The organism is Pararhizobium sp. PWRC1-1 (assembly GCF_049897905.1).
Taxonomy (GTDB): Bacteria; Pseudomonadota; Alphaproteobacteria; order Rhizobiales; family Rhizobiaceae; genus Pararhizobium.
In genome coordinates this window covers 13,577-36,172 of the sequence record NZ_JAFCXE010000013.1, presented here as the reverse complement: position 1 = coordinate 36,172, position 22,596 = coordinate 13,577, and the positions used below count along the sequence as shown (strand labels likewise).

Below are 22,596 nucleotides of genomic sequence, written 5' to 3'. Positions count from 1 at the left end.
ACCACCACGGGTGCCAGGCTCCATGTCCGAAGACGGTGTAGCACGCTTTGCGCGCTGTTTTCGTGCATTCGGAATTTTATCCGGCCACACGAGGTCTGAAACGGATGCTGAACTTGCCAGTTTCAAACAGAAAAAGCGGTGGCGATCAAATCGCCCCCGCCTGAATTACGCGTCTGATTGCGCTGTAGGCGCCGATCAGCGTGCTGCAGCTCCCGAAGGGCGGGGCGTTACGATACCGCTTTCGCGCTGCAAACGCTTGCGGGCCAGCTTGCGAATGCGGCGAACGCCTTCAGCCTTTTCGCGGGCGCGCTTCTGGGATGGCTTTTCGTAGGCCTCACGCATCTTCATTTCGCGGAAAATGCCTTCGCGCTGCATCTTCTTCTTGAGTGCGCGGAGCGCTTGATCGACGTTGTTGTCGCGGACTAGTACCTGCACGTTAATCCCGTTCCTTTGATTTCGAGTTATCGCCTCATGAAGTCAGGTCAACGAGGCAAAAAAATAATGTTCGCGGAGCCCGGAAGCTTTACGATTGGGGGAGCGGATACCAGATCGGATGCTCAAAGTCCAGTCGCGAGTTGCTCCCGATGTCCGAAATTTGCCGGGAACCCGTGTTCTTCCCCCTATGCCGCCGGACTTTCATCCGTGCGGTATGATGTCCGGGGTCGGTGTATCGTGTTGCCACATATCTGCAATGTCTTATGTGAGGTCCGGCTTCTTGATGTCGCAACTCGTGCGACAAGCGCCGTCTCGCGTCGCAAAAGAAACGTTGCGGAAGTCCGGGATTTGCGATTTCTAGGATCGACCACAAGAAATTCACCGGCCTTTTGGCAGGACTACGGAGTGTGAAGGCGGATGCGCAAATATTCGGTTTTTGCTGTCGCTCGCGAAGCGATGCGCGGTCACAGGGGATGGGAGGCGCAATGGACCTCGCCCGAGCCGCGCAAGGAATATGATGTCATCATCATCGGCGCCGGCGGCCATGGTCTCGGCACCGCCTATTACCTCGCCAAGGAACACGGCATCACCAATATCGCCGTGCTCGAAAAAGGCTGGCTCGGTGGCGGCAATACCGGCCGCAACACCACCATCATCCGCTCCAACTATCTCTATGACGAAAGCGCGGGGATCTACGATCACGCGCTGAAGCTCTGGGATGGCTTGAGCCAGGATCTGAACTACAACGTCATGTATTCGGCACGCGGCGTCATGATGCTGTCGCACAATATCCATGACCAGCAGGTGTTCAAGCGCCACATCCATGCCAATCGCCTGAACGGCATTGACAATGAATGGCTGACGCCGGAACAGGCGCAGGAATTCTGCCCGCCGCTCGATATTTCCCGCACCGCCCGCTATCCAATCAACGGTGCCGCCCTGCAGCGCCGCGGCGGTACAGCCCGTCACGATGCCGTTGCCTGGGGCTATGCCCGCGCGGCTGCCGATCGTGGCGTGCACATCATCCAGAACTGTGAAGTCACCGGCATCCGCCGCAACCCGGATGGTTCCGTCGCCGGTGTCGATACCAATCGCGGTCAGATCAATGCCAAGAAGGTCGGTGTCGTTGCCGCCGGTCACACCTCGGTACTGATGGAAATGGCTGGCGTCCGCATGCCGCTCGTCAGCTATCCGCTGCAGGCGCTGGTGTCTGAGCCGATCAAGCCGATTTTCCCGTGCGTCGTCATGTCGAACACGGTTCACGCCTACATTTCCCAATCGGACAAGGGTGAACTCGTCATCGGCGCAGGCACCGACCAGTATTCGTCCTACTCGCAGACCGGCGGCCTGCAGATCATCACCCACACACTCGACGCCATCTGCGAACTCTTCCCGATCTTCCGCCGCATGAAGATGATGCGCTCCTGGGGTGGGATCGTCGACGTGACGCCGGACCGCTCGCCGATCCTGGCCAAGACCCCGGTTTCCGGTCTTTACGTCAACTGTGGCTGGGGCACTGGTGGTTTCAAGGCAACGCCGGGCTCGGCCAATGTCTTTGCCCACACCATCGCCAACGACGCGCCGCACAAGATCAACGCGCCGTTCACGCTGGAGCGTTTCCGCTCGGGCCGCCTGATCGACGAAGCGGCCGCTGCCGCCGTTGCGCATTAAGGGGAACACATCATGCTTTTGATTTACTGCCCCTATTGCGAGGAAGAGCGCTCCGAGCTCGAATTCCGCCAGGCCGGCGACGCCCATATCGCCCGTCCCGCCAACATGACCGAGATGACCGACGAGGACTTCGAGGCCTTTTTCTTCCTGCGCGACAACGTCAAGGGGCTGACCTTCGAGCGCTGGCGGCACCTGAACGGTTGCGGCCGGTTCTTCAATGCGGCCCGCGATACTGTCAGCGACAAGTTTCTGACCACCTACAAGGCCGGCCTGCCGAAGCCCGATCTCAGCACGCTGCGCCCGGCGACGGAAGCGACAGTCGAAACCTATGAAGCCACGGAGTCAGACGCGAAATGAGCGGCGCCAATCGTATCCCCGGTGCAGGCCGTCTCACCCCTGCAAAAACCGCCCGTTTCTTCTTCGACGGCAAGAGCTATTCAGCACTTGAAGGCGATACCGTCGCCTCAGCGTTGCTCGCCAACGGCGTTCATCTCGTCGGTCGTTCGTTCAAGTACCACCGCCCGCGCGGCATCGTGTCGGCCGGTGCCGAAGAGCCGAATGCCCTGATCGGCGTCGAGCGCGATGCTGCCCGCAAGCAGCCGAACGTGCGTGCCACCGTGCAGGACGTCTTCGACGGCATGAAGGTGATCTCGCAGAACCGCTGGCCGTCGCTCGCCTTCGACGTCGGCGCGGTCAACAATTTGCTGGCACCATTCTTTGCCGCCGGTTTCTACTACAAGACCTTCATGTGGCCGAAGCAGGCCTGGAAGCATGTCTATGAGCCGCAGATCCGCGCTGCTGCCGGTCTCGGCGTGTCGCCGACCGAGGACGATACCGACCATTATTCCAGCCGTTACGCCCATTGCGACGTGCTGGTGATCGGTGCCGGTGTGGCCGGTCTCTCGGCAGCGCTTGCCGCCGCCAAGACCGGTGCTCGCGTCATCATCTGCGACGAGCAGCCGGAAGTCGGCGGTGCGCTGCACTACGACAAGAGCGTCACCATCGACGGTCAGGACGGCTTCACCTGGGCGCAAGGCACGGCAGCCAATCTGGCGAAGATGGACAACGTCACGGTTCTGCCGCGCACGACGGCCTTCGGCTATTACGCCCAGAATTTCGTCGGTCTCAACGAACGTGTGACGGAGCATCTGGCCAAGCCCGACAGGAAACTGCCGCGCGAACGTCTCTGGCAGGTCCGTGCCAAGCGCGTCATCATCGCCACCGGCGCCATCGAGCGTCACATGGTGTTTGCCAACAATGACCGTCCCGGCATCATGCTGGCGTCTGCCGCCCGCACCTTCCTCAACCATTTCGGTGTTGCCGTCGGCAGACAAGTCGGCGTCTATACGGCCAACGATTCGGCTTATGAGGCCGCTTTCGATCTTAAGCGCGCCGGCATCACCGTCGCTGCCATCGTCGATAGCCGCGAACAGCCGGGCGAGGCAGTGCTTGCCGAGGCCCGTTCGCTTGGCATCGAGGTTCTCACCGGTCATGGCGTCGTCGATACCCGCGGCAAGCTCCGGGTCTCCTCCATGTCGGTCGCCCGCAATGGCGGCGGCAGTGCCCGCAAGATCGCCATCGACGCGCTGCTCGTGTCGGCTGGCTGGACGCCGTCGGTGCACATGTTCTCGCAGTCGCGCGGCAAGGTGGCTTACGACTTCGAAAGCCAGCGCTTCCTGCCCGGCACCTATGCGCAGGATTGCCTGTCCGTCGGCGCCTGCAACGGCACCAACGACTTGCAGGCCACCATCGAGGAATCGCTGGCAGCTGGCGAGCTGATGTCGAATGCATCCGGCTTCACGGCCCCGGAAAAGCTGGCCATTCAGGGCACGAATGCTTATGCTTGGACCGGCGGCATGGCGGGCGCCGCCGAAGGTGCCGGCCCGGACACGACCGTCAAGGCTTTCATCGATTTCCAGAACGATGTCTGCGCCAAGGATATCCGTCTTGCCGTGCGCGAAGGCATGCACTCGATCGAGCATATCAAGCGCTTCACCACCAACGGCATGGCGACCGATCAGGGCAAGCTGTCCAACATCCACGGCCTTGCGATCGCTGCCGAAACGCTTGGCCGAGAAATTCCCAAAGTCGGCCTGACGACGTTCCGCGCGCCCTATACGCCGGTGACGTTCGGCACGCTGATCAACCATTCGCGTGGCGAACTGTTCGACCCAACGCGCAAGACACCGATGCACGCTTTGGAAGAAGCTGAGGGAGCGGTGTTCGAGGATGTCGGCCAGTGGAAGCGCGCCTGGTACTATCCGCGCGCCGGCGAGGACATGCATCAGGCCGTCAATCGCGAGTGCAAGACCGTGCGCGATGTCGCCGGCATCTTCGATGCCTCAACGCTCGGCAAGATCGAGGTGGTTGGCCCGGATGCGGCGCAGTTCCTCAACCTGATCTACACCAACAGCTGGGATACGCTGAAGCCAGGCCGCTGCCGCTACGGCATCATGCTGCGCGAAGACGGCTTCGTTTATGACGACGGCGTCGTCGGCCGTATGGCGGAGGATCGCTTCCACGTGACCACGACGACGGGCGGTGCTGCCCGCGTCATGAACCATATGGAAGACTATCTGCAGACCGAGTTTCCGCATCTGAATGTATGGCTGACCTCTGCCACCGAACAGTGGGCCGTCGTCGCGGTTCAAGGTCCGAAGGCGCGCGAGATCATTGCACCGCTGGTCGAAGGCATCGACCTGTCGAACGAAGTCTTCCCGCATATGAGCGTTCGCGAAGGCAAGATCTGCGGCGTGCCGACCCGGCTGTTCCGCATGTCGTTCACCGGCGAAACCGGCTTCGAAGTCAACGTTCCCGCCGATTTCGGCCCGGCCGTCTGGGCGGCGATTTACGAACGGGCGGAAGCGCTCGGCGCCTGCGCCTATGGCACCGAGGCGATGCATATTCTGCGCGCCGAAAAGGGCTATATCATCGTCGGTCAGGACACCGACGGTACCGTGACCCCGGATGATGCCTCGCTCGGCTGGGCGGTCGGCAAGAAGAAGACCGACTTTGTCGGCATTCGCGGCCTGCGCCGTCCGGATCTGGTCGCCGATGGCCGCAAGCAGCTTGTCGGCCTTTTGACCAAGGATCCGAAGGTGGTGCTGGAGGAGGGCGCGCAGATCGTTGCCGATCCGAACCAGCCGCTGCCGATGACGATGATCGGCCATGTGACGTCGGCCTACTGGTCGGAAAACTGCGGCCGTTCGATTGCCCTAGCTCTGGTTGCCGGGGGCAAGGCGAAGATCGGACAGACGCTGTATGTGCCGATGCCCGACAAGACGATTGCCGTCGAGGTGAGCGACATGGTGTTCTTTGACAAGGAAGGAGGCCGCATCAATGGCTGATTTGATTGGGGCTGATCTCGCGACCCGCACCCTGCCGCTGTCCGGTTTCCACGGCGGCTCCGGTGCTGCCTCGCTTTCCGTCGCGGCACCCGCAACTCGGATGTCGCTGCGGGCAAAGCCCGATGCAGTTTCCGCACTTTCCGGCGCGCTTGGCCTTTCACTGCCGGTGAAGGCGAAGACATCGACGTCCGCAAACGGGCGCCATGCGCTCTGGCTCGGGCCGGACGAATGGCTAGTCATCGACGAGAACGAGGCCGACCTGATGGCGGTGGTGGCGTCGAGCAACGTGCTGCATTCGGCGACGGATATTTCCCATCGCAACACGGCACTGATCGTCAAGGGACATGGGGCCGAAGTGGCGATCAATGGCGGTTGCCCGCAGGACCTGTCGCTGGCAGCCTTCCCGGTCGGCGCTTGCTCGCGGACCGTTCTGGCCAAGGCCGAGATCGTGCTTTTACGCACCGCCGAGGATGCGTTTAGGGTCGAATGCTGGCGATCGTTTTCGCCCTACGTATCGACGCTTCTGGCTGAAGCTGCCGAGGATGCCGGGAACTGATCGCCGTTGCCCTATAGGTGATAAGCCCCTCATCCGGCCTGTGGGCCACCTTCTCCCCGTTTTAACGGGGAGAAGGGACCAGCGACGAAATCTGTTATCCCCTCTCCCCGCGAGCGGGGAGAGGGCTAGGGTGAGGGGCCGTTGTCACCCACTGTTGCCCACGAGCCTCAATGCAGGCCGGGCCAGCCGAACCATTCTACCCAACGGCCGTGAAAATCGGCGCGGCCGATCAGGTGTTTTTCGCCGGACGGCCAGATCTGTAGTGTCAAAGCTGCGCTGTGTTTCTGATCGTCTGCTTCCATCTGCAGGCGTGCCAGTGGCGCCTTCTCCGTCGCGTGCTCTCCGGCAGCACTGATCAGGGCGTCGCCCTTTGCCTTGGACGATGCGGGCAGATATTGCCAGGCGATGGTGTGGTAGACCACGTGAACCTGATCCTCGTGGACCTCTTGCAGACGTTTTTCCAGCCAGTCCACCGCATCGGCGCGCTCGACCATCTGATGGTTGGCGGCGGCAATGGCGAGTGCAAAGCGGGTGCGCTCGATCCTGTCCGTCTGGTCGGCCCAGAGATAGGACAAAAGCCGCAGGGCGTCCTCTTCGTTTGCCGGGTTCAGCGGGTTGAGATCGCAGCCGGCGCGGCTGGTGATGTGAAGGGGAACGTTGGGCGGATGAACCCCGCGCCATTCCGGTGCGATCAGCACGGGTGACGGCCGCAGAGCCCAGGTCCTATCGCCGAGCCGGTACGCGTAGCGATCCCACTGCAGATTGAGTCCGGCGCTGGCGCCGACTTCCGAAAGGGCCAGTGGTTTTTCGAACAGGTTGGAGACCGTCAGAAAACCGGGAAGCAGGGCGCCGGACCGGCGTACCTCGTTGGTCTGCGGCGCTGATGTCAGCCGGTCGAGGATGAAGGACGCATGGGTGCGGCAGGCATGTTCGATGGCGCTCCAGAGGTCATCCGCTTCTGCCGTGCGAGGCGGATAAAAGGAAGCAAGTTGTTTGCCCGAGCCGGACAGCACCAGCGCATGCAGCGCGCCGGCAAGGCGCAGCGGCACGGAATCGCCACCGGGCGAAGGGTCGCCGGACCAGGACAGAATTTTCGCGCCAACCGGGTGGTCACCGGTCAACCGCTCGGCGGCAAGCGCGCAGAGGCTTGCAGTGAAGGGAGAACCAAGGCCGCGGCAGGAACTTGCCTGCTGGATGAAGGCCTGGCGGACGGTCTCCTGCTGTACGGGTTCGTCAGGCATCATCAGGCCTATCCTTCGGGTCGAACTGGATGATGGTGAGCCAGGTCGCTGTCAGCGCCGGTTTGCGTTCGCCTTCGATATCGACGATGACGTCGTAGGTCACCATCAGCATGCCGGCGCCGCGAAAGCGGGCCTCGGCCATGGTGAACCGGCCGCGCACCCTGGCGCCGCTTTTCACCGGCGTCATGAAGCGCACCTTGTCGAAGCCGTAGTTGATGCCCATCGTCTGTTCGCGGACCTTTGGCAGGCAATTGTAGTTCATTGCCGACAGCAGCGACAGCGACAGGAAGCCGTGCGCGATCGTTCCGCCGAATGGCGTTTCGGCAGCGGCGCGCACCGGGTCGGAATGGATGAACTGGTGGTCGTCGGTAGCGTCGGCAAATCCGTCGATGGTCTCTTGCGTGACCGTGATCCAGTCGGAGATACCGACCTCGGTGCCCACGAGGTTCTTGATCTCAGATAGCGAAATTTCCTGCGGCATTCTCTTTTCCGATCAAAAACATCCCCCGGTTTCTCTATAGGCCGCTCTGGGGAAAAACGGCAATCGGCTGAGTAGCACAGGTCACAAAACTTCGACATGGAAACCGACACTGCGCGCAGCAACCCTGCCGATACCGGCGTTGGCTGAGGGCAGCAGACTTTGCCAGCCGGAGCCCGGCCGGACCGGCAGCTGGACCGCATGCGGGGCATGGCTGCGGTTGATGGCGATGGCAAGCCGCGTGCGTCCGTTCTGCACCGTATCGCCGGTGGTCAATAGCATGACCAGATGGTCTGTCGTAGCCCTTTCCCAATCGCCTGATGTCATCAGCTGGCCATCGAACCGCAGCCACTCGACATCACCATTTCCGGTGAAGAACGTGGTGTCGCGGAAGACATTGAAGCGGGCGCGGATTTGCGACAGTGCTGCGGTATGGGCGATCAGTGTCTCGTCCAATGTGCTCCAATCGACCCAGGTTATGGCGTTGTCCTGGCAATAGGCGTTGTTGTTGCCACGCTGGGTGCGGCCACCCTCGTCGCCGGCGGTCAGCATGATGGCGCCGCGTGTGGCAAACAGGGTCGACAGCAGGGCCATGACATCGCGGCGGCGGAAGGCCAGGACTTCGGGGTCGGCCGTTGCGCCCTCGACGCCGTTGTTCCAGGAATGATTTTCGTTGTGGCCGTCGCGGTTGTCCTCGCCATTGGCCTCATTGTGCTTGCCGGCATAGGAGACGAGATCCATTAGCGTGAAGCCATCATGGGCGGCGGTGAAATTGACGCTGCGGCTCTGCGTGCAGCCATTGCGGGAAAAGATATTGGACGAGCCGGCCAGCGCCGTCGCCAGATCGCCGATCGTGTGGCTGTCGCCGCGCCAGGTGCGGCGCAGGTCGTCGCGCGCCCGGTCGTTCCATTCGAGGAAGGGCGCCGGGAAATTGCCGAGCTGGTAGCCGCCGGGGCCGATATCCCAGGGTTCGGCGATCAGCACGCGGTCTTTCAGCACCGGGTCTGCGCGTATCTCTGAAAGCAGCACGGCATCGCTGTTGAAGCCGTTGATGTCACGGCCGAGGATCGAGCCGAGATCGAAGCGGAAACCGTCTATGCCGACGGCAAGGACGAAGTGGCGCAGGCTGTCGAGGATAAGCTGGCGAACCACCGGATGGTCGCAGGCGATGGTATTGCCAGTGCCTGTATCGTTGACCAGTTCGCCCGGCCGATCCGTGGCGTGGCGGTAGTAGACGGGGTTGTCGAGGCCGCGCATCGATAGCGTTGCGCCGAAGCGGTCGCTTTCGCCGGAATGGTTGAAGACCAGATCGAGAATGGTGCCGATGCCCTCGCCATGAAGCGCTGCGACGGTTTCGCGCAGCTCGGTCAAGCCGCCCGGCACGAGGCGCGGATCGAGCGCCATGAAGGCGATCGGATTATAGCCCCAGCCGTTGGTGAGCTTAAGTGGCGGCAGGTGGCGCTCGTCGATCCACGCGGTGATCGGCATCAGCTCGATGGCCGTGACGCCGATGCGCTTCAGATGGGCGATGACGGCGGGATGGGCAAGCGCCGCAACGGTGCCGCGCTGCTGTTCCGGCACCTCCGGATGCAGTATGGTGAAGGGTCGGACGGCGACCTCGTAGATCAGGCCGCCGGCCTGGAAAAGCGGGGCTTGCCGTTGCGCGCTCTGCGGTTCCGTCACGATCGCCTTGGGAACGAGATCGGCAGTGTCGTCACCGAAGGCCGACAGGCGGGGATCGTAATGGAAGGGGCGGTCGAGTTCGCGGGCATAGGGATCGACCAGCAGCTTGGCGGGGTCGAACCACAGGCCATGATCGGGATCGTAGCTCCCCGAGGCGCGAAAACCGTAGCGGGTTCCGGCCCGCGCATCCGGGACGGTCAGGCTGTGAACATCATCCTCGCCGCGTTGCATCGGCAGGCGGCGCAGTTCGCGGTCGCCGGCCGCGTCGTAGAGGCAAAGCTCGATGCCGGAGGCGCAGGACGACCGGACCGCGAAGGTCGTACCGCTGGCGGTGAGCGTGGCGCCGAGGGAAGAAGCGGGTAAATTCGGCATCGGGGTCACCTTGGGATGAACTGGCGGGGCTTATGCGGTTTCGTATCAGATTGGTTTGACAGTGATTTGTCTCTGCTTTGGCGGATGTTGCAAGCGGTATGTTTCACCCTCCCCTTGAGGGAGAGGGTCGGAGCGAAGCTCCGGGGTGGGGTGATCTACGGCGTATGCAATTGTCTCTTGTGTTCGTGGTGGTCACCCCCACCCGCCGCTTTGCGGCGACCTCCCCCCTCAAGGGGGAGGTAGAGTTTCCTCTTCTCCCCGATGGGGAGAAGAGGAAGATCGCGGCAGTTTCAACACTTCAAGCCACGCCCGGAAAATCCGCCGTGGGTCTGCTTCATGTTGACTTGGCCGGGGCGCTGGAAAGTGCCGGAGCTAAGTTTGTTTATATGACGCCTTCCGGCGCCCCGTTCGATGTCTTTTGCCGCGCTTCTCAGGTTCTTCTGCGCTTTCCTCTCTGACAGGAAAGCCTCCAATGCCCCAGCCCGGCCGCTTATCCGCCAGGCCTTTCAATGCGGCGGGGTTCAGCCCTGGACCGTCCAAAGACGGTGTGGCTACCCGGCACGCCCGGCCCGCTTTCACGAACCGGAGGAGAACCGCCTTTCACGCAGCCCCGGGGATTTTGCGCGCGTTTCGCCAAACCATCCGGGCACCGGCCCCATCTCGCCGGCAACGCAAACCGGTGTATCCGTGGTGGGACGGGAAGAAGTATGGCACGGCTTTTGGGGGCGGGGATTTGCGTGGATGATTTTTTTGATCCGGCAACGTCGCGCGCATCCGTTGTGCCGGGTCTGCCGAGACTCTATACGTTGGCGGTCGCAGCCGTGACCCAATAATTTCCCCGTTTCACCAACCGCCGAGTGAGTGTCCCATCATGTCATCCCGTATCAAGATCCACCGTGACGGCCCGGAATTTTCGAGGATGGTCTGGGGCGCATTTCGCATTGCGGACAATCCGGAAACGAGCGAGATTGCCTCGATCGCCCGCACCGTCGATACGTGTCTTGATGCCGGGATCACCACGATCGATCATGCGGATATCTATGGCGGTTACCGGGTCGAGGCACTGTTCGGCGAGATGCTGGCCACCCGTCCTGACCTGCGCAACCGCATCGAACTGGTGACGAAATGCGGTATCGCCCTGACCGGCCCGGCGCGGCCGGAGCATCGCGTCAAGCATTATAACAGCACCGCTGCACATATCCGCTGGTCGCTGGAAAACTCGCTGCGCAATCTGAAGACCGATCATGTCGATCTGCTGCTGTTACACCGGCCCGATCCGCTGATGGATGCGACTGAGGTAGCCGAGGTTCTGGAAGCGCTGGTTGCGGAAGGCAAGACGCGGGCCGTGGGTGTTTCGAACTATACACCGTCACAATTTGCGATGTTGCAATCGAAGCTGCCTATTCCGCTGATGGCAAACCAGATCGAGCTTTCGGTAACGCATACCGCGCCGCTTTACGATGGGACACTGGACGACTGCGTCAATTACGGGATTTCGCCGATGGCGTGGTCGCCGCTGGGTGGGGGCCGTCTGTTCGACAGGGAGAAAGGCAATCCGCAGCTTGTCGATCTTCTGACCAGCCTTGGCGCCCAATACGGCGTGCAGGGTGCGGGCACGGTGGCGCTTGCCTGGCTGCTGCGCTTGCCGTCCAAGCCGTTGCCGATCATCGGCTCAACCGATCCTGAACGGGTGAAGGCGTTGGCGCGGGCAACGGAGATCGAGTTTGATCTGCAGGACTGGTTTGAGGTTCTGGAAGTGGCGAGCGGGCGGCCGGTGGCGTAAAGGCGGGCTGTCAGAGCGGTTCCGCTTTTCTTCGAAAAGCGAAAGCGCTTTATCTCTTTGTTTTGGCGCAATTCCGGACGCAAACCGCTGCGCACTTTTGCTGGAATTGCTTAGGGCAGCAGCTTCACTAGCTGCCATTCGCCGTTTGCATCTTTCTCGACGCGCTTGTTGCCGCGGTAGCAGCGTAGCTTGCCGGCCTGCTTGTCCATGACGAGGCGGGTCGGGGTGGACTTGGACTTGCCGTTTTCGCCGATGGCGGCGGCAAGTGCTTCCTTGAATTTACCGGCCTTGTAGAGGGCGACAAGATCGTCGTCGGTCATTGTCGCGTTTCCTTGTGCGTCTCCGGCAACCATTGTGCCGGATCGGGAGGGTGCAGCGCGCACCACGCCCTCCCTTAACGTATCCGGTCAGGTAATGACAGTCGGTTCGGTGCGGCCCGTGCGGGTCTTGATGCCGGCAATCAGATCGGCAACGGCGATGAGGTCGGCAAGGGCTTCCTGCGTTTCGGTATCGTGCTTGGAGGCATCGGGCTCGTAGCGTTCGATATAGACGCGCAGCGTTGCACCCGATGTGCCGGTGCCCGACAGGCGGAAGACGACGCGGGAGCCGCCTTCGAACAGGATGCGGATGCCCTGGTTGTTTGAGACCGACTTGTCGATCGGGTCGTTGTAGGAGAAGTCGTCAGCGGTGGCGACCTTCAGCTTGCCGAAGGTCTTGCCGGGAAGGGTGGCGAGCTGGTCGCGAAGCGCGGTCACCAGGCCGTTGGCGGCATCCGAATCGACTTCTTCATAGTCGTGGCGGGAATAGTAGTTGCGGCCATAGTTGGTCCAATGCTGGCGGGCGATATCCTGAACGCTTTCCATGCGCACGGCGAGAATGTTGAGCCAGAGCAGGACTGCCCAGAGACCGTCTTTTTCGCGCACGTGGTTTGAGCCGGTGCCGGCACTTTCCTCGCCGCAGATGGTGACGAGGCCGGCATCCATGAGATTGCCGAAGAATTTCCAGCCGGTCGGGGTCTCGTAGATGCCGATGCCGAGCTTTTCGGCGACGCGGTCGGCGGCAGCACTGGTCGGCATCGAGCGGGCGATACCGGCAAGGCCTTTGGAATAGCCAGGCGCCAAGCTCGCATTGGCGGCGAGCATGGCGAGGCTATCGGAAGGGGTGATGAAAATGCCCTTGCCGATGATCAGGTTGCGGTCGCCGTCGCCGTCGGAGGCAGCGCCAAAGTCCGGCGCGTCGTCGCTCATCATTTCCTCATAGAGCGCGCGGGCGTGGACGAGGTTCGGGTCCGGGTGATGGCCGCCGAAGTCGGGCAGCGGAATGAAGTTCAGCACCGAGCCCTTGGCAGCGCCCAAGCGGTTTTCAAGGATTTCCTTGGCATAGGGGCCGGTGACCGCGCTCATCGCGTCGAAGACGATGCGGAAGCCGCCGCCGATCAGGTTGCGGATGGCGCGGAAATCGAACAGCTTTTCCATCAGCTCGGCATAATCGGAGACCGGGTCGATGACGACGACTTCCATTCCGGCAACGTCCTGGCTGCCTTCGATATCGAGGTTGACATCGGCGACCTCGGCGATCTTGTAGGTCTCGATCGTGCGGGTACCGGCATAGATGGCGTCGGTGACCTTTTCAGGGGCCGGGCCGCCATTGCCGATATTGTACTTGATGCCGAAATCCTCGGTCGGACCGCCGGGATTGTGGCTGGCCGAGAGCACGATACCGCCGAAGGCCTTGTATTTGCGGATGACGTTCGAGGCGGCTGGCGTCGACAGGATGCCGCCGCGGCCGACGAGGATGCGGCCAAAACCGTTGGCAGCCGCCATCTTGATGGCGATCTGGATGGCTTCGCGGTTGTAGTAGCGGCCGTCGCCGCCGATCACCAGCGTTTGGCCCTTGAACCCGTCGAGGCTATTGAAGATCGACTGGATGAAGTTCTCGGCATAGTTCTTCTGCTGGAAGACCGGCACCTTCTTGCGCAGGCCGGAGGTTCCGGGCTTCTGGTCCAAATAGGGCGTGGTCTGAACGGTTCTGATCATGGTCTTAGCCTTTCGCAAGAAGACTGGAATAGAGGTCGGCATAACGATGCGCACTCATATCCCAGGATACGTCTGATTTCATACCCTGAGCCTGGAGACGAGCCCAGACTTTCGGTTGCCGGTAGGCGGTAAATGCGCGCCGCAGCGCCTGGCGCAAGCTGGCAGCAGAAACGGGCGAGAATTGGAAGCCGGTGGCGACCTTTGCGGCAAGTGCTGCCTCGTTGGCATCGATGATCGTGTCGGCAAGGCCACCGGTATGCGCGACGATCGGCACGCAACCATAGCGCAGACCGTAAAGCTGGGTAAGGCCGCAGGGCTCGAAGCGAGAGGGGATGAGGATGGCGTCGGCACCGGCCTGCATCAGGTGCGACAAAGGCTCGTTATAGCCGATCACCATGCCGACCCGGCCGGGATGGCGGGCTGCGGCTGAAATGAACGCGCTTTCCAGCGCCGGATCGCCCGAGCCGAGCACAGCCAGCTTGCCGCCATTATCGACGATATCGTCGATCACCTCGGCGAGCACGTCCATGCCCTTCTGCCAGGTCAAGCGGCTGACGACGCAGAAGATCGGGCCGGGCGCATTGTCAAAGCCGAACTGTGCCGACAGCGCCTTGCGGTTGGCCTCGCGCTTTTTCAGCGAGCCTGGGCCATAGGTCTCGGCAATGTTCTTGTCGGTCTGCGGATCCCAGACATCGGTGTCGATGCCGTTGACGATGCCGGAGAGGCTGGCGAGGCGCGCGGTCAACAGGCCCTCGAAGCCCATGCCGAATTCCGGGGTGAGGATTTCCTGGGCATAGGACGGGCTGACGGTGGTGATGGCATCGGCCGTTTGCAGGCCGCCTTTGAGGAAGCCGACATCGCCGAAATATTCGACATAGCTCATCGAAAAGGCTTCCGGCGGCAGTGCCAATTCGTCAAAGACATCCGGGCCGAACTGGCCCTGGAAGGCGATGTTGTGGATGGTCAGCACCACCGGCGTCGCATGCGCGGGGCCGAAGCGCATGTAGACCGGCGTCAGCGCCGCCTGCCAGTCATGGACATGGATGAGGTCCGGCTTCCAGCTCGGCAGCAGGCCGCCGGCGATCTCGGCTGCGGTCAGCGACAGGGCGGCGAAGCGGCGGAAATTGTCGGTGTAATCGCGGCCGGTCGTATCGACATATGGGCCACCGTCGCGTTCGAATAGCTCCGGGGCGTCGAGCACCAGAAGATCGAGACCGTCATGGTCGACAGCCAGGATCGAGGCGGGGTTGCCGAACAGGTTGTCGAAGCCGCCGATCTTCTGCGGCTTCTTGATCTTTTGCATCACCACCGGATAACCGGGCATCAGGGTGCGCATGCGCACGCCGTGCGGTTTCATTGCCGCGGGCAAGGCGCCCGCCACGTCGGCGAGACCCCCTGTCTTGATCAGCGGAAAAACTTCCGATGCGACGGACAGAACTTCCATGCTCACAGATCCAGCTTGTCGATCATCGCCTGGGTGATCAGGCAGATGCCGTTTTCCGAGCGGCGGAAGCGCTTGGCGTCGAATTCCGGATCCTCGCCGACGACGAGGCCTTCCGGGATGACGACGCGGCTGTCGATGACGACGTTGCTGAGCTGCGTATGCCGGCCGATCTTGACATTCGGCAGGATGACCGCCCCGTCGAGCCGGGAGAAGGAGTTCACCCGGACGCCGGTAAACAGCATGGACCGGTTGAGCGATGCACCGGAAATGATGCAGTCGCCGGAGACGAGCGACGAGGTGGCGGAGCCACGGCGGTTTTCGTCGTCATGGACGAATTTTGCCGGCGGCTTGATCTCGGCGAACGTCCAGATCGGCCAGGTGCCGTCGTAGATGTCGAGTTCCGGGGTGACATGGGTAAGGTCGATATTGGCCTGCCAGTAGGCGTCGATCGTACCGACATCGCGCCAATAGGCTTCGCGCTCGAAATCGGAGCGGACGCAGGACTGGTTGAAGCGGTGGGCGACAGCTTTGCCGTGGCTCACGATGTAGGGAATGATGTCCTTGCCGAAGTCACGGCTCGATGTCGGATCGGCGGCGTCGCGGCGCAGCACGTCCATCAGGAACTTGGTGTGGAAGACGTAGATGCCCATCGAGGCCAGCGCCATCTCCGGATTGCCGGGAATGCCCGGCGGGTCGGCAGGCTTTTCGACGAAAGCGATGATCTGGTCCTTTTCATCGACATGCATGACGCCGAAGCCGGTCGCTTCCATGCGCGGCACTTCCAGGCAGCCGATAGTGACATCGGCACCGGAGTCCACATGCTGCTGGAGCATGAGCTCGTAGTCCATCTTGTAGATATGATCGCCGGCCAGGATGACCATGTATTCGACGCCATGATCCTCGATGATGTCGATGTTCTGATAGACCGCGTCGGCGGTGCCTTCGTACCATTGCGTCTCCGAGACGCGCTGGGAGGCGGGCAGGATGTCAAAACTTTCGTTTCGCTCGGGGCGGAAGAAGTTCCAGCCGTTCTGCAGGTGGCGGATCAGCGAATGCGCCTTGTACTGCGTCGCGACGCCGATGCGGCGGATACCGGAATTCATCGCGTTCGAGAGCGCGAAGTCGATGATGCGGGCCTTGCCGCCAAAATAGACGGCCGGCTTGGCGCGACGGTCGGTCAGTTCCTTGAGGCGGCTTCCGCGGCCGCCGGCAAGGACATAGGCCATTGCGTCACGGGCGAGGGGTTGTATCCGTTTTTCCATTGAATTTCCTCCCGATAGTATGGTCCCCGGGCGGTTTGACCGCTCCTGGAACTGTGTCCTCTCCAAATATTATTCTGACCCACGGCGTTGACGGGTCTTGGGAGCCCGCCTTGCCGTGTCTTATTCCTGCTCCAGCATCAGTGTCGCCAAAGGCGGCAGGGTGATGGTGGCGGTAATGACGCCTGCACTGTTTTTCGTTGCCTGGACGGCTCCTCCGTTGCCTTTGCCGCTGCCGCCGTAAATCTCGGCATCGCTGTTGAGAATTTCTTTCCACCGCCCCTCCACCGGCAGCGGTATCGTATAGTTTTCCCGGTAGACCGGGGTGAAATTGCTGATGACGGCGATGGTCTTTTCACCGGGCGCCTTGCGCAGCCAGGCAAAGACCGAATTCTCGCGGTCATCGGCGATCAGCCATTCGAAGCCTTCGCCCTCGCAGTCGCGCGCATGCAGCGCTGCCTTGTTGCGATAGGTGCCGTTCAGATCCCGCACCAGACGGCGCATGCCTTCGTGCAAGGGATATTCCAAGAGGTTCCAGTCAAGCGAGCGGTCTTCCGCCCATTCCTGCCACTGGGCGAATTCCTGGCCCATGAACAGCAGTTTCTTGCCGGGATACCCCCACATGAAGCCGTAATAGGCGCGGAGATTGGCGAATTTTTGCCAGTCGTCGCCGGCCATCTTGGCGATCAGCGAGCCCTTGCCGTGCACCACTTCATCATGGCTGAGCGGCAGCACGAAATTCTCGCTGAAGGCGTAGAGCAGGCCGAAGGTCAGGTCGTTGTGGTGGTGCTTGCGATGGACCGGTTCGCGCTGCAGATATTGCAGCGTGTCGTGCATGAAGCCCATGTTCCACTTGAAGCCGAAGCCGAGGCCGCCGGCATGAACCGGCGCCGAGACCTTCGGCCATGACGTGGATTCCTCGGCGATGGTAATGATGCCGGGATGGCTGCCATAGACTTCCTTGTTCATCGTCTGCAGGAAGCGGACGGTATCGAGGTTCTCGTTGCCGCCATACTCGTTCGGCACCCATTCGCCATGCTTGCGCGAATAGTCGAGATAAAGCATCGAGGCGACCGCATCGACGCGCAAACCGTCCAGGTGGAATTTTTCGGCCCAGTAGAGTGCGTTGTTGACGAGATAGGAGAACACCTCGGCGCGGCCGAAATTGTAGATCGCGGTGTTCCAGTCGGGGTGGTAGCCCTGACGCGGGTCCTCATGCTCGTAAAGTGCTGTGCCGTCGAACCAGCGAAGACCGTGGGCATCGGTCGGGAAATGCGCCGGTACCCAATCAAGGATGACGCCGAGGCCGACCTTGTGGGCGCCGTTGACGAAGCGGGCAAAACCTTCCGGCTCGCCGAAACGGGCGGTCGGCGAATAGAGGCCGGTGGTCTGGTATCCCCAGGACGGATCATAGGGATATTCGGTGATCGGCAGGAATTCGATATGAGTGAAGCCCATGTCGACGCAGTAGGGGATCAGGCGTTCTGCCATCTCGTCCCAGGTCAGCATGTCGCCATTGTCGCGGCGCTGCCAGGATGCGGCATGGACCTCGTAGATCGAGATCGGCTGGCGGCGCGCATCGACGCTGGCCCAATGCGCCCGGTGCGCTTCGTCCTGCCAGACCTGTTCGATCTCGCCCGTGGTCATCGACGCATTGTTCGGGCGCAGTTCCGAGCGGCGGGCGAAGGGATCGGCCTTCAAGGGCAGGAGTTCGCCGTTCTTGCCGACGATCTCGTATTTGTAGATGGCACCTGATGGGACGTCGGGAATGAAGATTTCCCAGATGCCGGTGTCCTGGCGCAGCCGCATGACATGGCGGCGGCCGTCCCAATCGTTGAAGTCGCCAACGACGGAGACGCGCTTTGCATTGGGCGCCCAGACGGCGAAATGAAAGCCATCGGCGCCGTCATGCCTGAGCGGATGCGCGCCCATCTTGTCGAACAGCCGCAGATGCGAGCCTTCGCGGATGTAATAGTCATCCATCGGGCCGAGCACCGGACCGAAGCTGTAGGGGTCGGTGACGGTCCACTCGCCGCCGCTGTTGCGGGCGCGGTAGCGGACCGGCTGGGCCTTTTTTATGGCAATGATACCCTCGAAGAAGCCGGCATCGTCACGCCGTGTCAGCGGGCCGATCTCCTTGCCGGCCAGTGTTTCGGCGGTCACCGTTTCGGCGCCGGGGATGAAACAGCGGGCGACAAACTCCTTGCCCGCCGGATGGACACCGAGGGCGGCGAACGGATTGCTATGAGTGCCAGCGAGGATCGCCGCAATCTCTTCCGCCGACAGACTGGCTGACGGGACGGTAGGCGTGGCGTCTTTTGGCACTGATGTCATCCGGCTCTCCAAATTTCCCCGGCATATTGCCGGATTGTGCGGTCAGAGGAAAACCAGCCCATGCGCGCAGTGTTGCGGATGGTCTTGGAATACCAGCTGGCCGTGTCCGTCCAGATCGCGTCGACTTCACGCTGCGCCTTGGTATAGGCATCGAAATCGGCCGCGACCATGAACCAGTCGTGATTGTAGATACCGTCGATCAGGCCGGTGAAACGATTGCGATCGTCGGGCGAGAACACGCCGGAGGAAATCGCAAACAAAGCCTGCGACAGTTCCCGCGATTGCTCAATGATGGCGCGGGGGTTGTGGCCCTCGGCGCGCAGCTTGGTGACTTCGTCAGCCGTCATCCCAAAAATCTTGATGTTCTCCTCACCGACCCAGTCACGCATTTCGACATTGGCGCCGTCAAGCGTTCCAATGGTGAGCGCACCGTTCAACGCGAACTTCATGTTCCCGGTTCCAGAGGCTTCCATGCCAGCGGTCGAAATTTGTTCAGACAGGTCGGCCGACGGCACCATGATCTCGGCGAGCGAGACGTTGTAATTGGGAATGAAGACGATCTTGAGCAGGCCACGCACCGACGGGTCGTTGTTGATGACCTTGGCCACATCGTTGGCCAGCTTGATGATCAGCTTGGCGTTGTGATAGCTCGGTGCCGCCTTGCCGGCGAACAGTTTGACCCGCGGTACCCAATCCAGTTCCGGATGCGAGCGGATCTGGTCGTAGAGCGAGATCGCCTCGACGATATTGAGGAGCTGGCGCTTGTATTCGTGGATACGCTTGATCTGGATGTCGAACATTGCCGACGGATCGAGCCGGATGCCCATGCGGCTCTGCACCAGCTGGGCAAGCTTGACCTTGTTGGCGCGTTTGATCTTGGCGAATTTTTCCTGGAAATCGGGCTTGTCGGCAAAGGGATCGAGCGCCTGCAGGGCTTCCGTATTGTCCATGAATTCATCGCCGATCGCATCGCGGATCAGGGTGACGAGCTCGGGATTGCACTGCATCAGCCAGCGGCGCGGCGTGATGCCGTTGGTCTTGTTGTTGATGCGTGTTGGATAGAGCCGGTGCAGATCCGCGAAGACGGTTTCCTTCATGAGTTCAGTATGTAGGGCGGAAACGCCATTGATCGAGTGGGAACCGACAAAGGCCAGGTTGCCCATGCGCACGCGGCGGTCGCCGCTCTCGTCGATCAGCGAGATATTGCGGACCTCCTGGTCGGTATGGGTCTTCTGCTTGCGGGCCTCGAGCAGGATCTTGGCGTTGATCGCATATACGATCTGCATGTGGCGCGGCAAAAGCCGCTCGAACAGCGGCACCGGCCAGGTTTCCAACGCTTCCGGCAGCAGCGTGTGGTTTGTGTAGGAGAAGGTGTGGCGGGCGATATCCCAGGCTGTCTCGAAATCCATGCCGTGAACGTCGGTCAAAAGACGGACGAGTTCGGCAACCGACACGGCCGGATGGGTATCGTTGAGCTGGATCGCCACCTTGTCCGGCAAGGAGGTGAAATCCGGATATTGCTGCAGATGGCGGCGCAGGATGTCCTGCAGCGAGGCGGACGAGAAGAAGAACTCCTGGCGCAGGCGCAGTTCCTGGCCGGCCGGCGTCGCGTCGGCTGGATAGAGCACGCGGGCAAGGCTTTCGGCCTTGTTGCTTTCCCTGAGAGCACCGATGTGATCGCCGGCATTGAAGGCATCGAGCAGGATCGGGTCGATCGGATGGGCGGTCCACAGGCGCAGCGTGTTGACGCGCTTGGCCCGCCAGCCGACCACCGGGGTGTCGCAGGCCGTGGCGATGACGCGCTCGGCCGGTTTCCAGACGTAGCGGGTTACTTCCTCGTCGACATTGACGGTTTCGACCGAGCCGCCGAAGCCGATTTCGTAGGAGCTTTCGCGGCGTTCGAATTCCCAGGGATTGCCGTGGGCAAGCCAGGTTTCCGGCAGCTCGACCTGCCAGCCATCGGCCATCTGCTGGCGGAAGAGGCCGTGGACATAACGGATGCCGTAGCCATAGGCCGGGATATCGACGGTCGCCATGCTCTCCATGAAACAGGCAGCCAGGCGCCCAAGGCCGCCATTGCCAAGCGCTGCGTCCGGCTCAAGGGCCGCGATGACGTCGATATCGACGCCGAACGAGGCCAGCGCCTCGCGCAGCTCGTCCATCAGGCCGATATTGGTCACGGCATCGCGCATCAGGCGGCCGATCAGGAATTCGAGCGACATGTAATAGACGCGCTTGGCATCGGTGGCATAGGTCTTGCGTGTCGATTCCATCCAGTTGTCGGTGATGCGGTCGCGCACCACCAGGATGGCGGCGGTCAGCCAATCATGCGGCTTTGCGACCTTCGGGTCCTTGCCGATACGATAGGTGAGGCGCTCGATGATTTCCTGGGCAAGGACGTCGGAGCTCGAAGCGCGGGGCGCGGCGCTCGGAATTTTCTCGTTGGACAAACGATCGATCATGGAAAAGGCTTACCTCTGCGTGCGGTTTGGGAGACCGGAGGCGAACACCAACGGGGCATATGAGCGATTTATGCACCGATACGAAGCGCTTGCAATAGCGTTTTCAATAAGATGAAAATTGTAGAAGACGGTACGTTCGAAACGGCTTGCGATTTACCGGATAACACGGAAAAGCCCGCTCCGGAGTGCCGGAACGGGCCTGTGATTTCGGTGATAAAAGCGGTTACTGCGTGAGGCGAACAGTCATCGCCGAGGCTTTTTCGCCGATATATTTGAATGCGGCGTTCAGTTGCTCCGCATCCTCAGCTTTGAAATAGTGACTTGTCGTGGTCGCGCACTTGCCGAGCAGTTTCTGACCTCGCGCAGGCGCCATGAATGCGACCGTATAGACCTGGATGTTTTTTGCTCTTGCCTTGTTGCACCACTTTTCCGTCTCAGTGTCTGCGGAGGTGTAATTGTTGTCACCGTCGGTCATGAAGATGATGTATTTTGTCGGAACCTGTTTGTTTTTGGTCAAGTGTTCGGCTTCTTCGACCATCTTGCCATTTTTCTCCAAGACGAGCTTCTCGTAAGCGGTCTCAAAGGCATCTCCGGAGTCCGTTCCGCCAGTTGCCGTCAGTGCCTTGACATAATTGTCCACGGCGTCGCTTCCCCAGGTCAGATCGGTCTGTTTCTGCATCGATGCATTGTAGGAGACCGCACCGGTTCTGACGAGGAGCTTGTCCGGATCGGCTGCCTTGAAGTAACCCGTCAGGCTTTTCGTTGCGTCCTTCAACGCATCGATCTTCGTGATGTAATTGGGAACCTCGCGTTCGCAGGTCTTGGGTCGATTGTTCGTGCCACATGAATACTTTTCGATCTTGGTCGGCTTGTCTTCGACGACTGTCGCCGTGTCTTCGCCCATGGAGCCGGACCGGTCGAGGACCAGGAACATCGAGACGGCGTTTTTCGTTTCCGATGAGCTGAAGGACTTGCTCGCCGTCGCGATTTCCGTGCTTTTCTGGCCGAGAAGCCGGGTGAAGGCATTCAGCGGAAACTCGAATTTCGACGATACACTGACGTTGTAGGCCTTGCTGCTGGTCAGGGTAGTCGTGGTTGGATCCGAAGTGATGTCGACATTGGTGTTCTTGAGAAATGCTGCTTCGAAGGCGGCAATCTCTTCGGCGGTCATGCCGGCCGTCAATGCGCTCTGCGTGTGCGACTTGACAAAATCTCTAGCGATTTTCTTTGCCTGTTCCATGCTCACCGCGTCATTGATGAGCGCGGACGATGCGGCAAGCGCTGCCGCGTCTGTTGCGTCCTGCAGCTGGTTTTTGGCGAGCATCATGTTCGTCATGTCGATCGCGACGCCGCCCGATGCCAACAATACCGGGATTACCAACGCGGCTATCATGGCAAAATTTCCACCGCGGTCGCGCATAATATTTGCACAGGAATAAAGAAATTTGGATCGCTTTGCCATTATACCCCACTCGGAACAGACGTTGCTTTTTTG

17 protein-coding genes are annotated in these 22,596 nt (G+C 61.1%); 6 read left to right on the top strand and 11 right to left on the bottom strand.

The genetic code is table 11. The features are described 5' to 3' along the window. Positions 1-195 precede the first annotated feature (195 nt). Positions 196-435: a 30S ribosomal protein S21 gene (gene rpsU, locus ACP7E0_RS19750; protein WP_426127097.1), complete on the bottom strand. Its 240-nt coding sequence runs from the start codon at positions 433-435 to the stop codon at positions 196-198. Between the two features lie 417 nt (positions 436-852). On the opposite strand from rpsU, the gene ACP7E0_RS19745 reads away from it, so the two are divergent. Genes ACP7E0_RS19745 through soxG form a run of 4 tightly spaced genes read left to right on the top strand, consistent with a single transcriptional unit; the run spans position 853 to position 6,009 of the window. Then, positions 853-2,106: a sarcosine oxidase subunit beta family protein gene (locus tag ACP7E0_RS19745; protein WP_426127096.1), complete on the top strand. Its 1,254-nt coding sequence runs from the start codon at positions 853-855 to the stop codon at positions 2,104-2,106. A 12-nt stretch (positions 2,107-2,118) separates the two neighbouring features. Then, on the top strand, positions 2,119-2,463 hold the full coding sequence (locus tag ACP7E0_RS19740; RefSeq protein ID WP_426127094.1) for a sarcosine oxidase subunit delta: 345 nt from the start codon (positions 2,119-2,121) through the stop codon (positions 2,461-2,463). Beyond that, positions 2,460-5,453: a sarcosine oxidase subunit alpha gene (locus tag ACP7E0_RS19735; RefSeq protein ID WP_426127092.1), complete on the top strand. Its 2,994-nt coding sequence runs from the start codon at positions 2,460-2,462 to the stop codon at positions 5,451-5,453. Before ACP7E0_RS19740 ends, ACP7E0_RS19735 begins: the two co-directional genes overlap by 4 nt. Then, positions 5,446-6,009: a sarcosine oxidase subunit gamma family protein gene (soxG, locus tag ACP7E0_RS19730; RefSeq protein WP_426127090.1), complete on the top strand. Its 564-nt coding sequence runs from the start codon at positions 5,446-5,448 to the stop codon at positions 6,007-6,009. The genes ACP7E0_RS19735 and soxG overlap by 8 nt, the downstream gene beginning before the upstream one ends. A gap of 167 nt (positions 6,010-6,176) precedes the next feature. Here the strand turns inward: soxG and ACP7E0_RS19725 are convergent, their stop codons facing one another. The 3 genes from ACP7E0_RS19725 to glgX form a co-directional block, all read right to left on the bottom strand. Next, positions 6,177-7,250, bottom strand: coding sequence for a DUF2332 domain-containing protein (locus ACP7E0_RS19725; protein ID WP_426127336.1), 1,074 nt, complete (start codon positions 7,248-7,250; stop codon positions 6,177-6,179). Beyond that, positions 7,243-7,731 carry a MaoC family dehydratase gene (locus ACP7E0_RS19720; RefSeq protein ID WP_426127089.1) on the bottom strand — a complete coding sequence of 163 codons (489 nt, stop codon included), beginning with the start codon at positions 7,729-7,731 and terminating at the stop codon, positions 7,243-7,245. The genes ACP7E0_RS19725 and ACP7E0_RS19720 overlap by 8 nt, the downstream gene beginning before the upstream one ends. 81 nt (positions 7,732-7,812) lie before the next feature. Further along, positions 7,813-9,783: a glycogen debranching protein GlgX gene (gene glgX / locus ACP7E0_RS19715; RefSeq protein WP_426127087.1), complete on the bottom strand. Its 1,971-nt coding sequence runs from the start codon at positions 9,781-9,783 to the stop codon at positions 7,813-7,815. A 164-nt stretch (positions 9,784-9,947) separates the two neighbouring features. Here glgX and ACP7E0_RS19710 point away from each other — a divergent pair, with 164 nt between their 5' ends. Next, positions 9,948-10,241 carry a hypothetical protein gene (locus tag ACP7E0_RS19710; protein ID WP_426127085.1) on the top strand — a complete coding sequence of 98 codons (294 nt, stop codon included), beginning with the start codon at positions 9,948-9,950 and terminating at the stop codon, positions 10,239-10,241. Positions 10,242-10,654: 413 nt separating this feature from the next. Beyond that, on the top strand, positions 10,655-11,566 hold the full coding sequence (locus tag ACP7E0_RS19705; protein ID WP_426127083.1) for an aldo/keto reductase: 912 nt from the start codon (positions 10,655-10,657) through the stop codon (positions 11,564-11,566). Between the two features lie 110 nt (positions 11,567-11,676). Here the strand turns inward: ACP7E0_RS19705 and ACP7E0_RS19700 are convergent, their stop codons facing one another. The 7 genes from ACP7E0_RS19700 to ACP7E0_RS19670 form a co-directional block, all read right to left on the bottom strand. Then, positions 11,677-11,886: a hypothetical protein gene (locus ACP7E0_RS19700; RefSeq protein ID WP_426127081.1), complete on the bottom strand. Its 210-nt coding sequence runs from the start codon at positions 11,884-11,886 to the stop codon at positions 11,677-11,679. Between the two features lie 87 nt (positions 11,887-11,973). Next, positions 11,974-13,602: an alpha-D-glucose phosphate-specific phosphoglucomutase gene (locus tag ACP7E0_RS19695; RefSeq protein ID WP_426127079.1), complete on the bottom strand. Its 1,629-nt coding sequence runs from the start codon at positions 13,600-13,602 to the stop codon at positions 11,974-11,976. Between the two features lie 4 nt (positions 13,603-13,606). After that, the gene (glgA, locus tag ACP7E0_RS19690; RefSeq protein ID WP_426127078.1) at positions 13,607-15,046 is read right to left on the bottom strand and encodes a glycogen synthase GlgA; all 1,440 of its coding nucleotides are present in this window, start codon (positions 15,044-15,046) and stop codon (positions 13,607-13,609) included. A gap of 2 nt (positions 15,047-15,048) precedes the next feature. Further along, positions 15,049-16,308 carry a glucose-1-phosphate adenylyltransferase gene (gene glgC, locus ACP7E0_RS19685; protein ID WP_426127076.1) on the bottom strand — a complete coding sequence of 420 codons (1,260 nt, stop codon included), beginning with the start codon at positions 16,306-16,308 and terminating at the stop codon, positions 15,049-15,051. Between the two features lie 120 nt (positions 16,309-16,428). Beyond that, complete coding sequence (glgB, locus tag ACP7E0_RS19680; RefSeq protein ID WP_426127074.1) at positions 16,429-18,639, bottom strand: 1,4-alpha-glucan branching protein GlgB; 2,211 nt, start codon at positions 18,637-18,639, stop codon at positions 16,429-16,431. Further along, entirely contained in the window at positions 18,636-21,101 is a 2,466-nt protein-coding gene (locus ACP7E0_RS19675) for a glycogen/starch/alpha-glucan phosphorylase (RefSeq protein WP_426127072.1), read from the bottom strand. The genes glgB and ACP7E0_RS19675 overlap by 4 nt, the downstream gene beginning before the upstream one ends. A 223-nt stretch (positions 21,102-21,324) precedes the next feature. Then, positions 21,325-22,494 (bottom strand): vWA domain-containing protein, encoded by a 1,170-nt coding sequence (locus tag ACP7E0_RS19670; RefSeq protein WP_426127071.1) that lies wholly within the window; start codon positions 22,492-22,494, stop codon positions 21,325-21,327. Positions 22,495-22,596 lie beyond the last annotated feature (102 nt).